This window comes from Peribacillus sp. TH14 (assembly GCF_016651145.1).
Lineage (GTDB): Bacteria > Bacillota > Bacilli > Bacillales > DSM-1321 > Peribacillus > Peribacillus butanolivorans.
The window spans coordinates 5572369-5588121 of the sequence record NZ_JAEKEK010000001.1; the positions used below are offsets into that span (position 1 = coordinate 5572369).

General features: G+C 35.1%; 11 protein-coding genes. 1 reads left to right on the plus strand and 10 read right to left on the minus strand.

Annotated elements, in window-relative coordinates; genetic code table 11:
• Positions 1-1118: 1118 nt before the first annotated feature.
• From JFU50_RS26750 to JFU50_RS26770, 5 genes are all read right to left on the minus strand, one after another.
• Positions 1119-2486, minus strand: a complete 1368-nt coding sequence (locus JFU50_RS26750; RefSeq protein WP_201181004.1) for an MFS transporter — start codon at positions 2484-2486, stop codon at positions 1119-1121.
• A 454-nt stretch (positions 2487-2940) separates the two neighbouring features.
• Positions 2941-4107 carry a saccharopine dehydrogenase family protein gene (locus JFU50_RS26755; RefSeq protein WP_201224859.1) on the minus strand — a complete coding sequence of 389 codons (1167 nt, stop codon included), beginning with the start codon at positions 4105-4107 and terminating at the stop codon, positions 2941-2943.
• A gap of 23 nt (positions 4108-4130) precedes the next feature.
• Complete coding sequence (locus JFU50_RS26760) at positions 4131-5084, minus strand: NAD(P)-dependent oxidoreductase (protein ID WP_201224860.1); 954 nt, start codon at positions 5082-5084, stop codon at positions 4131-4133.
• 47 nt (positions 5085-5131) lie between these two features.
• Positions 5132-5563, minus strand: a complete 432-nt coding sequence (locus JFU50_RS26765; protein WP_201181008.1) for a Rieske (2Fe-2S) protein — start codon at positions 5561-5563, stop codon at positions 5132-5134.
• A gap of 26 nt (positions 5564-5589) precedes the next feature.
• Complete coding sequence (locus tag JFU50_RS26770; protein ID WP_201224861.1) at positions 5590-6726, minus strand: amidohydrolase family protein; 1137 nt, start codon at positions 6724-6726, stop codon at positions 5590-5592.
• A gap of 1059 nt (positions 6727-7785) precedes the next feature.
• Between JFU50_RS26770 and JFU50_RS26775 the strand changes: the two genes are divergently transcribed.
• The gene (locus JFU50_RS26775; RefSeq protein ID WP_242489109.1) at positions 7786-8214 is read left to right on the plus strand and encodes a hypothetical protein; all 429 of its coding nucleotides are present in this window, start codon (positions 7786-7788) and stop codon (positions 8212-8214) included.
• Between the two features lie 642 nt (positions 8215-8856).
• On the opposite strand, the gene JFU50_RS26780 is transcribed toward JFU50_RS26775, so the two are convergent.
• The 5 genes from JFU50_RS26780 to JFU50_RS26800 all read right to left on the minus strand — a co-directional run bounded on the left by JFU50_RS26780 (position 8857) and on the right by JFU50_RS26800 (position 15744).
• Entirely contained in the window at positions 8857-10269 is a 1413-nt protein-coding gene (locus JFU50_RS26780; RefSeq protein ID WP_201225201.1) for a LysM peptidoglycan-binding domain-containing protein, read from the minus strand.
• Between the two features lie 560 nt (positions 10270-10829).
• Positions 10830-11159 carry a hypothetical protein gene (locus tag JFU50_RS26785; protein ID WP_242489110.1) on the minus strand — a complete coding sequence of 110 codons (330 nt, stop codon included), beginning with the start codon at positions 11157-11159 and terminating at the stop codon, positions 10830-10832.
• Between the two features lie 8 nt (positions 11160-11167).
• The gene (locus tag JFU50_RS26790; protein ID WP_242489111.1) at positions 11168-13294 is read right to left on the minus strand and encodes a transglycosylase domain-containing protein; all 2127 of its coding nucleotides are present in this window, start codon (positions 13292-13294) and stop codon (positions 11168-11170) included.
• A gap of 1231 nt (positions 13295-14525) precedes the next feature.
• The gene (locus JFU50_RS26795; RefSeq protein ID WP_201224863.1) at positions 14526-14807 is read right to left on the minus strand and encodes an MFS transporter; all 282 of its coding nucleotides are present in this window, start codon (positions 14805-14807) and stop codon (positions 14526-14528) included.
• Positions 14797-15744 carry an MFS transporter gene (locus JFU50_RS26800; protein WP_201224864.1) on the minus strand — a complete coding sequence of 316 codons (948 nt, stop codon included), beginning with the start codon at positions 15742-15744 and terminating at the stop codon, positions 14797-14799. Before JFU50_RS26800 ends, JFU50_RS26795 begins: the two co-directional genes overlap by 11 nt.
• Between the last annotated feature and the right edge of the window lie 9 nt (positions 15745-15753).

The window sequence follows — 15753 nt, forward strand, 5'->3', positions numbered from 1 at the left end:
AATTTTCAGTACCCCCTTTTACTCTCTTAATAAAATATATTTCTATAGTTTTTAGCTCATAAGCTAATTCAACTTTTGGTCAGACCAGGTAGTTATTCCCAATTATTATACGGGACTTCTAGTGGTATTTCAAAGTATTTTATATTATTCAAACTATTTCTAGATTTTTTTATGAAATAACTTTTATATTATCTTTGCCTGTTTTCCTTGATCATTTTAATCCTCTGATTAAGTACTCCTACAGTTAAAAAAAACACCAAAAGCACAAATAAGCCGCCAAAGATTTGCTCATTCGTTATTTCCCCTCCCAATAAAAAAGCAAGAAATTGCAGTAAAGGTAGGATTTAAATTCAAAAGAAACTCCTGACTCTTTTAGTCCGATTTCCCTAACTGATACATTCTGCCTTAAAAATTTCTAGCCCTCCAACAAACGCGAAGGGGCAAAAATGTCCATAGAATAACGGCTATTACCATTAGTAGGGCACCTTTATTATATTTAGTATAAAAAATCCAGACAAGTTTCCCTGTATCAATATAACTAATACTCCTATTATTGAGATGACCAACCCCAAAACTATTGAGATAACTTCTCTTTATGTTAGGATGTGATACTTGTGAGGAATATTAGAGTTTGAATCTACCTAATACTGGCCAACTATTTTCGGTCAGGTAATTTTATTTCTGGAACCTATATCTTTTCGTAGATGTCACCAATCTGGACCACTTTCGCACGTTGGTTATTAACATTGGTTTTATTAATAATAATTGCGTTTACCAAAAAGCCTAAGTGGGAGGGTTATAACGTACCCCTTTTAACAGAACTTGAGCATACCACGGTAACGAATGCTCGCTTTAGTTAGTCCTTTACAACCAGGATTACCCTTCTTTTAGGGAGTATCTTTCCCAATCAAATTTTTTATATAAAAAGAAGTCATCCTAAACTTATAAAATAGCTTTGTATAGCTACTATGTTAAGAAGACTCCTAATTTTTTTGAATAATGATAAAGTGTTATCTATCTTTATAAAAAAGAGAAAGCAGACTTCTTTTATAGTCTGCCAATGTAACTTCATTTTTCATTTTTCACTTTCAAAAAATTTTTTTAAGTTACGTTTTCTTTTAATAGTTTGATACATCCTCTTTTTCATCCATTTTGCTCGCTTTATCTTGGCTCGCTTCTTCTAAGCTAAGGTTCTTTGTTTCAGGTGCCATAAAGACGGATACTAGTAATCCGATAACGTTCAATCCTGCTGCTATTAGCATCGTGGGTCCAACTCCAAATGTTGCTAAAGCAATTGGTAAACCGAATGTTCCAACTGAGGCACCAATTCTAGTTACTGTTGTAGCAAATCCAACTGCAGTCCCTCTAATTTCTGTCGGGAATAGTTCATTTGGATAAGCCCATTCAAGAATAGCAGGAGCTCCTGCGAAAAATGCATACATAAAGAACAAACTAACGATGATCCAACTGCTTGCTTCAGGTGCTAACCCCAGACCAAGCAGGGCGATTGTGGTAAAAAAGAATCCCCCGATACAGAGAGATCTCCGTCCAATGCGATCAATAAAGAACATAGAGACCGTACATCCAATTAAAAACATGAATGAAATTAATGCCGATCCAATATGGGACAAATCCCCTTTATTTAAATTAAAGGTTTCTAACAAAGTTGGTGCAAATGTATAAATCGCAAACATCGGGATTAATTGAAAATTCCAGAATAACATGACAAAAATCGTACGTTTTCGATAGGCGGGCGAAAAGAGTTTCATAAGACTTGGTTTTTGAACTGGTCCTGAAGGAATATCTTCTAGTGTCGTGGATTCCCCATAGATATTTTTCATGATTCGTAATGCCTTTTCTTTCTGTCCTTTGCTTAAAAGCCATCTTGGTGATTCAGGAGTATTTAAACGCATTAATATAACAATTATTGTGGGTATAGCACTTGATCCTAACATCCATTTCCAAGCATCTGGTCCTAAGTTTAATAAAAAGTAGCCTGCAAAGTAAGCGACAGTTGCACCCAAATACCAAGATATAGTAAGGAATCCGATCATTTTTCCTCGATATTTTTTAGGTGCAAATTCAGTTAACAACGATGTGGCAATTGGATAATCAGCCCCTATGGCTATACCTAACAACACTCGGATAATAAATAGCTGTTCGACATTTGTTGCAAATATTTGAAGTATGGATAGAACAAGAAATGCTATTAGATCCAAACGATACATACTTTCTCGGCCAACCCTATCCGTTAGATAACCGAATATTATTCCACCAATGAATATTCCAATTAAAGCAGAAGAACCCAGTAGCCCGTTCCATAAACCGTTGATTTCAAATGATTGATTTAATGGGATTAAAGCCATTGCAACGATGCTAAGTATATAACCATCAAGAAAAGGACCACCTGCTGTAAATATTGTTAATTTCATGTGGAATTTCGTTAATGGTGAATCATCAACAATATTACGCGCTTTGGTTGACATTACTATTTCCCCCTTTGATTAAAAGGTTTCTTTTTTTTCTTCATAATAATTTGCGCTTCATTTCTATTTTGTTCCCATTTTTCAAAAATCTGTCTGGATGAAAGGTGGGTAAAATGAATTTTGCAAATAGCCCAAAAATTTTAACACTCTCAATAGCTTGTATGATTAAGAAATACATTATGAAGAACTAAGAAGGAAAAGTAATGCTTTACTGGATTAAGGATTTTCGTTATTAAATTGACAAACAAAATCGCATTTTTAACGAAAATCCATAAAATATCACGAATTAATGGTAAAATACTAAACTGAGCCCCCACAAATAATTATTACTAATGATATTGAACCAAAGCAAGCGATTTTCAGGACATCAAATTAAATACGTTGTCTGCCGGTAAATCATTTTTATTAATGTCGTAAAACGTAATAGAACCACGTTGTATTAAATATTTTATTTTTACAAAGTATGTTCAACCTTATTCGAGTATACTTCCATACCTCTTAACGCTAATTCTTTAAAGAATGCAGCGGTTTCAATACATTTTTCCGGAGGATATACACCTTTTCGTTTAACTTGGCCCTTTGCAAGCATTTGAGCCACAATGGATGGAGGTACAGATGTTTTCAATGCTCCAGCAGGAATATTCCATTTCTTTTCACTCCCAACATAAACCTCAACTACAACTTTCTCTTTCCGACCATTTTTTTCACCTGTTACGTCAACACGAGTTACACTATACTGATCTTTATCCACTTTTGGTTGTATAAGTTGATTAGCAACAGTTAGTAATGCTTGCCTTGGAGATACCTCAACCCCACCCATATTAATAGGTTCCTTACTACCAAATCCAAGCTGAACTAAAAACTCCACTTTCTCATGGAACTCCTTTGGAAGAGCAATGCTGAAGGTAGTATTTTTACAACCCTGGTCTTTAAATGAATCATAGAGTGTAACGGGCTCAGGATGAATTGTATATACAGGATTTGCAAGGCCAATCGGTTCCTTAAATTCAACAGGTCTAGAAATAAGTGGATCAATTTTCGTTATTTCACCATCTTTTACAATCACTGGATTTAATGTATACTCGTCGATAATAGTATCTAGCATATATGGTGTAACTAACGGAGAAGAGTATTCTGTAAAATCCTTCATGGCAATTGTAATATCAATATCAGATACTGTATCTAACTGTTCTACCCCTGCTAATGCCATCATATTTGAAATTCCAGGACCACTTCCCATTCCAAGGACGGCTGTGATCCCGTTTGCCTCAAATTCTTCTGTCAATTCTAGTTGTTCTGCAGTTTCTTTTGGCCAAGCACCAAGGTCTACATAATTGACTCCCGCCTTTAATGCTGCCCTGGTTACATTCGGACATAGAAAAGCTGGACCGCTATTGATAATAACATCAAAGTCTTTAATGACATTGGCAGTTTCTTCTTCTTTAAGAACATTAATCTGCTTGGCTGTTAAACGTGGATCTCCGATTTTCTTAGCTCTTTCTTCTGCTTTTTCTATTAAAATGTCAGCAACCATAACCTCTGTAACTTCATCATTTTCTAACAAATCATAAATTGTCCCTAATGCTTGGATTCCCGCTCCACCAATAACTATAATTTTCATCTTAATTCCCCTCTCTCAATAAATTAAATAACAACATTTTGATTGATTCCATTAAAAAATTGAACTAGATTATTTATTGCTATAATAAAAATTTCTTTTGAAGCCTCGGGTGTATTAAATGCAATATGCGGACTAAGAACTACATTTGATATTGATAGTAGCGGGTTATTTTTCAAAATAGGCTCTTCATCAAAAACATCAATACCAGCGCCTGCAATTCGTGATGAAGAAAGAAATTTAACTAATGAAATTGTATCGATTAATTCTGCTCTTGATGTGTTAATTAGATATGACTCTCGTTTCATCAGTGAAAGTTCCCTTTCGCCTAATAGTTTCCTCGTTTGTTCAGTTAAGGGCAGATGAAGTGAAACAAAATCTGATTGTTCTAGAAGCTTTTCTAAGCTAGTAAATGTTACACCTAATTTTAGGGCTCTTTCTTTATTTGGGTTAAAAGTCCAACAAATGACATTCATACCAAGTACCTTACATAGTTCAGCCATTCTCTGCCCTATTCCACCCAATCCAATCAAACCGATTGTTTTTCCCTTTATCTCCATGATCATCTTGGACTGATCCCAAATCCCACTTGTTACATTTTTGTGGTTCTGGTTAATATTTTTTGCTAGCGAAAACATTAATCCTAATGCATGTTCTGCAACTGAATTATCTGCATATCCAGGGGTATTTGTAACTGTAATACCTCGAGACGCTGCAAATTTCAAATCAATGAAATTAGATGCACCAATCCCGGTAAATGAAATGATTTTCAATTTAGGGCATTTAGCAATAACCTCATTCGGTATTAACCATCCCAGAAGTATCCCATCGGCATCCTTTACCCTGTTAACAAACTCTTCTTGAGTTTCTGGTCTTCCTTCATAAACACGAATTTCGGCAAACTGTTGTAATGGATCGAGAAGTTCATCCGTTAGTAATTTTTTAAATTGCGGATCTGCATCTGGATATACTATTAACACCTTTATCACCCCCTTACCAACTTCTCTACTAATTTGAGAAACTTTTATTAACAGATATGAGTGAAATGACAGTCTTTAAGTACTATGTTTTCAGGCTTTCTTTTTAGATATAGTACAATATCCTTTTCTTCTTTTTTTACATCGTAGGTTAGAAGGGAAACCTGATTAGGTGAAAAAAAGGACTTTCCCGTTTTCAAATCAAATTCCCATCCATGTAATGGACATTTAATTATTTCATTTTCTAACCCATATTTATATTCCTGAGGATTAGAGGTCACCATTGTACCCGTTACTGGTCCGTAAACCATGGATATCCCTTGGTGTGGGCATTCATTTCGAAAAGCGTATATTTTTTCATCTACATTTATGATTGCTATTTCTAACTGGTCTACTTTAATTAGTTTTCTTTCTCCAGGTTTTAGTTGATCAGAAGGAAATAAAACAACACGATTTTGACTTTGTGTATTTTCTACTTCCAAGAATAATTTACCTCCCTTAAAAAAAATTAAAACCTAAATGTTTCCAAAGCATTTTCATAGTATATTTTGCGTTTTAAATCATCTGGGAACCGAAGAAAAACTCTTTTGAGATTGTCTCCATCCCAATGAGGATAATCACTGCAAAATAATAGCATGTCCTCTGCATTTACCATTTGAATCATTTCTAGAAGATGATTTGGCTTAAATGGTTCCTCAATTGGTTGTGTGCCTAAACGAATATTTCTTCTGATGTATTCACTTGGAGGTATTTTCAACCAAGGAACTTCCTGCCTTAGCCCCTTCCAGTTTTTATCTAACCTCCACATTAAATGAGGTAACCAGCTAACACCGTATTCAATAAAAGCAAACTTCAATTTTGGAAACTTCTCGAAAACTCCTTCAAAAACTAAGCTCGGGATCTGCCTCATTGCAATGATTGGCAAAGTAGAATGCCATTCGATGTATGTTGATGCAGGACCAATCGCCTGATCAGGAGAGTATTCTGCCGTATTCTCTGCATCAGGATGAACTACAATAGGAAGTCCGTACTCCTCAGCAATTTCATAAATGGGCCAAAAATGACGCTTACCAAACGGGATGTTAACTACGCGCAAGTTAATTCCGACTATTCCAGGTTTACGACCAATTCTTTCTATTTCTTTAACACTTTGTTGTGGGTTTAAAGGGATTACTTCCATAGTCATTTTGAATCTTTTGTCACTTTTTATCCAACGATCGTAAAGCCAGTCATTCGTTGCTCTTGTGTATTCTGCTGCAAGGTTAACATTATGATAAGCTCCCATAGTTCCATGACCAATATTTAGAATACCGTGTGTCGTGTTATAACGATCAAATAAATCCTCTGTTAAAAATTTAGGGTCCGACCCAGGTATACCTCCACAAGGAGGTATCGCATCAGTCCGAAGTACATGTCCCGGATTTCCATACCTGCCCTTTGGAAATTCAAACCCACCATTATTTTGATTTTTTAACCTATCATTCTTAAATTTACCAATATTAAGTTGTTTTTGATATGCTTCATCAAGATATAGAACTAATTCATCAAGTGAAGACAAAAATGGGTGAACATCACAATCAATTAAACTAAAAGAACTCTTTACATCAAAATTGGTACTTTGGTTCTCCTTTGATAATACATCCAATCGTTTCCACCCTCTTCATTGTTAAAGTTATCATATCTTTAATATATCAACTCCTCTCAAGGTGAAAATTCAAAATGAAATCGTTTACATTAATCCATAATTTACACTGCTAAGTTGGTCTGACCATGGAATACCGTAATTATAAACCAGAAAATTACATTAGTCAAAATATTTTAAATATTTTATTAACTAATTTAATTAACATAAAATTTGCCTATGGACCTACCCTTTAGTTATTTATATGGGAAAGAATATTTGATACTAAAACGAGAAGTAGCTGGAGTCGCATTGTGAAGATAGGTATTTTTCAAGGAAGGAGAAATCATCTAAAACATGGAGGGAAATTTAACAAGCCAAGAGGGCAATCGAATAGAAGGCATATTAATACAAATGAAGCCAATTTGTAACGCAGGCCATCCTTTATTACTCTTTTAGAAGGGTGAAAACAGAGCTTTATAATACCTTCAATTTATCTCCATATTTTATAACCAAAACTCATTATTACGAAGTAATGTTTTAAAACAAGGTAATATTTAAATAGGAACCGTTTTATATCCAAATGGTTCCTATTTTCATTGCTATAAATTCCAAATTTTCTTTAAAACTAATAGGTACTAACACTTTATCCCCATATACCTTACTACCTTATGATGTGATAAGCACGGATCTAAACTTAACCCTATTGTTTTATGCATAGCGAGATTTACTCCTAAAAACTTTTAAAAGTCTTCACGTAACCGCATAACTCTTCCTCCTTTTTTATTTTTTATACAAAACAATCTTAATTATTCGTTATTTTAACTATTGAATCAATTCATAGGGACGCGACATAAAACTTTAGAATTTCAGAGTCCATTTTCAAAAATGATTATGACACTAACTGTGTTTGTGTTTGACGTTGTAGTTCTAAATTAATTCGATTAACACCGTTGTTGATTTAAACCCTCCTGATTTGAGAGAACGGTTAACAGGTGTTTAGATTAAATTGGAAAAAATATTGAGTGCAAAAATCTGCTGTGACTCTACATCCATTTTATTTCGCTGCTTTACAACAACATCGTGAGCTTATCTGTGATTGAAGATGAAGTTGATACAGTACATTTTTTGTATAAAAAAAAGTGGAAAGGAGAAGGTAATATTGAAAGTAAAAAGCCAATAGAGAGGACGATAAAAATGAATCAAAAGTGGTTAAGACTATTATCAGTTGTTTTTCTTTCTGCCATGATGTTAATGGGTTGTAATACTACAAATAAGGATAATAATCCAGCTCCTCCTAATAAAGAAGAACCAGTTGAAGATCCTAAGGATGCAACTGACCCAGATAATATCGATGATAATGACGGGGGCACTAATACAGAAGATCCGATTGAAGACCCTAAAGATGCAACTGACCCAGATAATATCGATGATAATGATGGGGGCACTAATACAGAAGATCCGATTGAAGACCCTAAAGATGCAACTGACCCAGATAATAAAGATGAATAATAATTTAAATAAGTAAACAGCAATAAGTATTAATACCGTTTGTTTTCAAAAATGTAAAAACGCTGACCATAGTCAGCGTTTTTCAGTTTGACGTTTATTTAAATTTGTAGAAATAGCCTAAAGAGACATTGATATTCACCTTACTATGTTTGCGCTTCAGTAATTTCTTATACGGCTTGTTTAAAGCATTCTTCATATTGTAGCTGATTCCCAGCAAATTGTTTAATGGGTATTAATAAGTTCCGAGCATTTTGCTAACAATAAAAACATAATAGAGGATAAATTTTTGTTCTCAAACCTCTTTACATGTTAAAAATTAACCTTTGTTCAGCAAAAATCATTCCATCGCAGTCGTTAATTTCCCAAAGATTCGCCCCTTAAATAAGCTGTCTGTGTATACCCTGAAAATTGGGCATGGCAGCAACTTCCTGCAATGCATGGACATATGAAGTAACTTTTGCTTCTTCTCATCCACATTTTACAAAAAGGGCATTAAGATTTAATAGTTGTGATTATAAATGAGGATATAATGATTGTTTGATTCTTATTCTGCCAAAAACGCTCACTTTGTTGACCCCATGTCAGGCAAAAAGCAATGATGAACTTCTAGGGCGGGCAATTTCAATGCTATTAAAAAACACCTTACAATTTTCGTACAATAAATGTATCTCCAAGTAATTCCCAATTCTGAGGGAAAGGATAACCAAGTACCCAATAACTGAGACCCCTTGCCCTGTAACTCTTCACCAGGTCGAATTTGGCTTTAGCACTGCGTGCGTCCTCAAACCAAACTTCATGTGTGCGTCCCTGACTGTCTTTGTATCTATAATAAGGTGATTGGGCTGTCTCGTCATATTTTATTTCTACATTATATTGGGTGGCACGCCTGATGGCTTCCTGCATGTCGAAAGTCTCTGCTTCTTGACCCTCTATATGAGGAACAAGCCAGTCACGTGCATAAATTTGAAAGCCTATAAAGATTTTGTTTGTTGGAATCACTGTAACTGCATAGTCTAGAACCCGCTTGATTTGATTAATGGGAGAGATAGCCTGTGGCGGTCCCTTTCGGTAACCCCATTCATATGTCATCAGCACAACGAAATCGAGCAGCCGTCCGTGAACTGGATAATCATGTGCTTCAACTAATAATCCCTTTTGATTGGCACTAGTTTTTGGGGCAAGGGAGGAGGACACAAAGTAGCCTTCAGAACGCAATCGATCCACTGCTCTTTGGAGGAACCGATTGTAGACATCACGGTCCTCTGATGCTACACTTTCAAAGTCGATATTCAATCCACGGTAACCTTTATTTTTCATCGTATTTATGACATTGGTCAATAATTTTTCCACTAAACTTAAATCAGAAAGTATCGTATGTGCAAGCTTTGTTCCCGCTTCAGTCGCGGAAAAATTCGTTATGCACATCATGGGTACAACTCCAGTTGACTGCGCCGCTTGTATGGTCGGGTTGTCATCAATGACTTCTAAACTCCCATCTTGCCTCATTCTATAACCAAACGGACTTACGTATGTCAAATCGTAGGCTACTTCACGTACCTGCACCGCACCACTTTGCCCATAAACGTTTGTAAAACCATTCACATCAATCGTGGGTTTCGGTTTCTGGGGAATCTTTACTATCTGTCCGGGATAAATACTAAAAGGGTCTGTAATTCGATTAGTCTGCATAATGGATTGAACTGTTGTTCCATAACGTCTTGCTATGTCATAAAGGGTATCTCGTTCCCTTACTGTATGAAAAATGACCGGAATGGTAAGTCTTTGTCCTGGATAGATATTAGAAGGATTTGTGATGCGATTCGTTTGCATGATTTCCTGTAAGGTTGTTCCAAACTGAGTCACGATTTTTTCGAGAGTATCCCCTGGTTGAACTCTGTACTGAAGATAAGGTTCAGGAATCAAAAGTGCTAGGCCAATCACTAACTTTTCGGGATTTTCAAGGCCATTGATCCTAACTATTCGGTTGGTGCTGACACCATATTGCTGGGAAATCTTCCACAAGGAATCCCCCTTATTCACCACATGGATTTTCAAATGCACTGCCCCGCTTTCCTTCATATATTTCATTCATTTTATTCCTTGTAAAGACCTTATATGCTTCATGGTGGTTTCGTTATTCCATAATGCTCAGTTTTTTCGCTCTTCTAGCTTATAATTATTACAACAAATTTCTGGTTATTTAAAGTACATACAAGAAACCGTGCTACATTTTTTATCCCAGATCATTGCTCCTACAATTCAGTCATTTTAACCATCATTGTATATCTTTTACGAAATGGAGAACATTAACTTTGAAGGGCGAAACGTTCAGGGCTCCCAACACTTCATCTCCCTGACTCTCGTCCTTCATGTTTTTTCTACATTCTATTGTTGGGTTATATGAGGTATCCAATGGTTTCCATCAATTAAAAATACAAAAAAGCCCTTTTTTCATCTACTAAGGGCTTTTTTTGTTCATAAAAGTGTACTTTTTCGAATGAGGTAAAATTACATTTTCCAAATTTTATGAGCTAACGGTATCTATTACATTTATTACAAAAAGCAAACCGCATGTAAGGTTCAATAGCTATAGCTAGTGTTACTCATCCAAATGGTTACACTACACTATATTTTTCATTGACATTTATAGGTTGATAGTCTTTTATCCTTAACCTTTTATCTGCATAGGCAAGATTTTTCAAACATTCTATTCGAACTTTTTCGTCACATACAAAGTCGTATAAAATTTCATTTTCTAATCTTGAATATATTAATGAGATTTCATCTTCTTTAGTCCATTTTCCCATTCGACTAATTTCTAAGTGTCTTAGCATTTCTTGTTCAAAGTATTCTACCGTACCGAACAAAACAGTCATTATAATTACTCCCCCTTCCTTATCCATGATTCTCCTTTTTTTCTTTCTTAACTTTGTTTTTTTTATCATCTTTTCCCTTATTTTTTTCTTATCTTTGTTTTTTTTATCATCTTTTCCCTTATTTTTTTCTTATCTTTGTTTTCTTTATTTTTGTTTTTTATTTCTTTTAAATGTTTTTTATTTTCATGGCTTTTGTTCTCTTCAATTTTTGGTGCTTTGATTCCACTTTGGTTTTCATTATCTTGTTTTCTCTTTTCTTCTTTAGCCTTTACTTTCTTTTCTAATTGTTTTATATAGTTGCCTCCAAGTAATGATAGGTCAAACCCTTTAGTAGGGACCTCATTGCCAGATTTCAATAAAATCTCTTTAAAAATAACAGTAGCAGTTCCACTACTGGACGATGAGAGATAATGGGTTTGATCTGTTTTGTCGTATCCTAACCAAATGGCTCCTACAACTTGCGGAGTATACCCTACAAACCAATGATCCTTCGCTCCATTTTGCGTAGAAAATGGCAGTTGTGTAGTTCCTGTTTTACCGGCAATTTCTCTACCTTCAATCTGAGCCTTTACCCCTGTTCCTTCGTTTACAACACCTTTCAGCATAAAAGTGATTTTTTGGGCAACAGATGGTTCTGTTACTCGACTTTCTTTTTTATTCCACTTTCCGAGTGTTTCGCCACTGGCGTTCTCGATGCGTTGAATAGCATGTGCTTCTACCATAATTCCATCGTTAGGGAAAGCGGAAAAGGCTTGTGCCATTTGCAATGGAGAAGTTCCTTTGTTCATACCCCCTAAAGCTAGACCGGGAATATAGTCTTTTTGTTCCAATGTGACTCCAAAACGTTCCACTGCCTTGCCCCCGTACTCTAGTCCTATCTTTTGCAACAACCAGACAGCTGGTACATTATAGGAATGAACTACAGCATCATACATAGAAACGCTACCGCGAAATTGTTTGTCATAATTCTGAGGTTGATATCCATCAATATTAAGGGGGCTATCTTGTAACATATCAAAGATGTCATAGCCTTGTTCCAACGCAGGGGTGTATACTGACAATGGTTTCATTATTGACCCTGGTTGTCTTTTTAATTGTGTTGCACGATTATACTGGCGGAAGCTGTGCTCTCCTCTTCCTCCAATAAGAGCATTGATTCCTCCTGTCGAAGGGTTAATTAAGATTGCCCCACTTTGAATCAATCGATCTGGCTGACTTTTTGGAAACATATTTTCACTTTTATATACCTCTTCAACAGCATTCTGCATCCTAGGATTTAATTCTGTATAAATCCGGAGACCACCTGAAAGCACTTCGTTTTGTGTGAGATGATACTTATTAATTGCCTCATCAATAATGTTATCTACATAATGAGGATATTTCCCTTTATAGTCTTCTGTTTTCTTTCCTTCTAACACTATCAATTGTTGCATGGCTTTCTCTAAATCACTTTCGCTAATATAGCCTTCATTCTTCATAAGTGACAATACAATATTTCTACGCTGAATTGCCTTGTCGTAATTTTTAAATGGCGACAGGATAGAAGGTGCCTTAATAAGTCCTGCTAGCATTGCGGACTCACTTAATGTTAATTTGTTTACGTCTTTTCCAAAGTATACTTGAGCAGCCCGTTGAATTCCCCAAGCACCTTCTCCAAAATAGATTTGATTTAAATATCGTTCCATAATCTTATCTTTAGAGTATGTCCGTTCAATTTTTTTAGTAAAAATGAGCTCTTTGAACTTTCTTGTATATGTACGTTCCTGGGTAAGAAATACATTTTTAGCTAACTGTTGTGTTATTGTACTTCCCCCCGCTACAATTCCCCCACTAAATAGATTCTTAACCATAGCTCTAGCAATACCTACGTAATTAATACCATGGTGATCGTAAAAACGCTGATCCTCAGTCGAAATGACTGCATTTATCAAATCGCTAGGAATTTGTTTAATACTAACTCCCTCAATATTTGAAGTCGAAATCTTACTTGCAACGCTTCCCGCTTGGTCGTAGATAATTGTCGGTTGTGGTACAGGATTCTCTAATTTACTTACATCAGTGGTCCAAATAAACATATTAAGAATAAGTAAAACGCATATAGTAAATGTTGTAACTATGGCCATTATCTTTAATAGAAGCTTTTTGGAATACCTCTGATTCCATATCTTTCTTAATGCAAATTTTCGTTGTTGTCTCTTATCCATTCTCCCCATGCTATGTAACCGCCCTTAAATAAAATCAATATAAAAGAATAATATAATCGTTCAGGAAAATGGAGTTAAACCCTATCCAAAAGTTAAAAATATAAGTAATATCATTTTAATCAAACGTACATAACGTATAAAAGCAGCCTTAAATATATCCTTACCTTTGTCGTTATTCAGATTTATAAACATAATGTTTTCAATCGTTTTTAGCAACTCTAGTAAAACGTCTTCTGATTTTTCATCCAAACATTTTGTTACTTTCTCTCATTTCACATCAGTATCGAGGGTAAACAAACACTGAATTCTATCAATAAATGAATCACTTCTTTCTTTTCCTATATCAAATTATTTCAGAATATTTACAAAGACCGTTATTGATAGTCATAATACATTTATTTTTGTATTTTATATAAACCAAATTAAAAACATTATTGCATATACTATTTTCAGATTTCCATACTTAATAAACTTCGAAAGATTTTACTTTTTTATAGGTGTAAAGACATTATATTTTTTAAAATTGTATTTGAGACAATATACAACAGGGGAATTATACATTTTTTCACAGAACATTCTTTGTGTACTATTCCATCTATTAAAGAGAACTTATACAATCAAATAGAACTTAATCTTAACGTTATTATCAAGGTTATGTATTAAGTCAACTCTTAGAATATTTAGTTATGATAAGAGTTTTAGGATGAAAAACATTGACCTAAATCCAGTACAACCCATTTTTTAAGATGGTCTGTACTGATTTAAAAGTGTACTTTTACGACCGGGTAAATAACTTCTATCTTGAACAACCCTAATCGAATAATTTCGCACATGCATTTCCTGTGCTCTAATCTGTTTTAAAAGGGTATACCCAAAATAACATTTGGTACATCAACTATTGTCTGTTAAACAAAATATGACTTAGAAAAAGCCGATTTCCTTTAAGGAGTCGACTTTTAACATTTCTTCAACAAAACCTATTGAGCAAAAAACAATGGATCTGTCCACGTCGTAGATCTGCTCGATAAGTAATATACTGTTCACTATTTTTCTTGCATGTTTGATTCTTTCAATTGTGGACTCTACAAATGGCTGCCTAAAATTAAAGATAAAAAAACCCGAATTGGTTTCTATAGGCCTGATTCGAGTTTTTTTTATTTTCACTATATACTTTTAGTTTTAGTTAAAACCTCAAGAGATTTATTTAAGAGAAAGTCTTTGCTTATCGTTCCTATGCTAATAAGTCAACATCATTTGATTGCGCTATTTGATTATTCTTTTTAATAGAAAGTGCTGCGATTATTGAAATTCCAGAACATACAATTAAGAACCAAAACGCTCCGTTAAAAGAACCTGTAAGGCTGATGATAAAGCCCATGACGAGTGGTGATATAAAACCAGCCGCCTGTGCCCCCATATTAATTACACCCATTGCAGAACCGATAACCTTTTTGGACATGATTTTATGCGGCAAAGCAAAAGCAACTGTAAAGGCAAAGCTCTTAAAGATCATACAAAGATTCAAATATACCATTGCTGCCACAATGGAGGCTCAAGTATAGGAATATTCCAGACATCAGCATGCCAAATGCCGCATAATACTTTTCCAAATTATTAAAAAAGCGGTCAAGCAGCCATCCACTAAAAAGCATAGCAACTCCTGTAGAGAGACCCGGGAGTGCTGCATAAAAACCCATGGACAAAAGATCCATTCCCCTAGCTTCCATTAGATAGGATGGAATCCAGGAGGAAAGTCCCCAGTTGACTATTCCGGCAGCAAACCACATGACAGTTATTTTCCACAATCCAGAATTCGCCAACAATTCCTTCAAAGGAACACTATTCTCTTTTAATGTTTTGTTAGAGGCAGTACTTTCTTTTGGTTTAAAATACACCCAGAAAGCAATTGTTAACAAAATTCCTAGCAATCCGATTACATAAAACATGTTTCTCCAGCCCATAAATAAAATCATCGGTGCAGCTACTAACGGAGCAAGCGCCATCCCAAAGTAATTGGATGACATTAAGTAAGCAGAAGCCTTTGGCCTTTCATCCCGGGGATAATAATCCGCAATACCTTTTTGCGAAGCGGAAGGATATCCTCCTTGACCAAGCCCGAAGAGAAATCGTATGACAAGTAACGAGATTAGAGACCAGGCAAAACCAGTAAATACGGTAAAAACCGACCACACAATGATGGACCATATTAACACTTTTCTTGAACCCAGTTTATCTGTCAGCCATCCTCCTGGTATTTGCATGATTGCATAGGATAAGAAGAAGCTACTCAAGATTGCCCCTACTGCAGCAGCATCCAAATTAAATTCTTCTTTAATAGATACAACAGCTACACTCATGACCATCCGATCCAAATAATCAACCAGATAACCAACGAACAGCAAAAATAGTATAAAGTGCTTGTTTTGGGACCTTCCAATGTAACGATTCATCTTATTCCT

Excerpts from the sequence above, each read along its gene's own strand:
- JFU50_RS26800 (WP_201224864.1), bottom strand. The coding sequence starts at position 15,744 with ATGAATCGTTACATTGGAAGGTCCCAAAACAAGCACTTTATACTATTT.
- JFU50_RS26790 (WP_242489111.1), bottom strand. The coding sequence starts at position 13,294 with ATGGATAAGAGACAACAACGAAAATTTGCATTAAGAAAGATATGGAAT.
- JFU50_RS26795 (WP_201224863.1), bottom strand. The coding sequence starts at position 14,807 with ATGATCTTTAAGAGCTTTGCCTTTACAGTTGCTTTTGCTTTGCCGCAT.
- JFU50_RS26750 (WP_201181004.1), bottom strand. The coding sequence starts at position 2,486 with ATGTCAACCAAAGCGCGTAATATTGTTGATGATTCACCATTAACGAAA.
- JFU50_RS26785 (WP_242489110.1), bottom strand. The coding sequence starts at position 11,159 with ATGATAAAAAAAACAAAGTTAAGAAAGAAAAAAAGGAGAATCATGGAT.
- JFU50_RS26755 (WP_201224859.1), bottom strand. The coding sequence starts at position 4,107 with ATGAAAATTATAGTTATTGGTGGAGCGGGAATCCAAGCATTAGGGACA.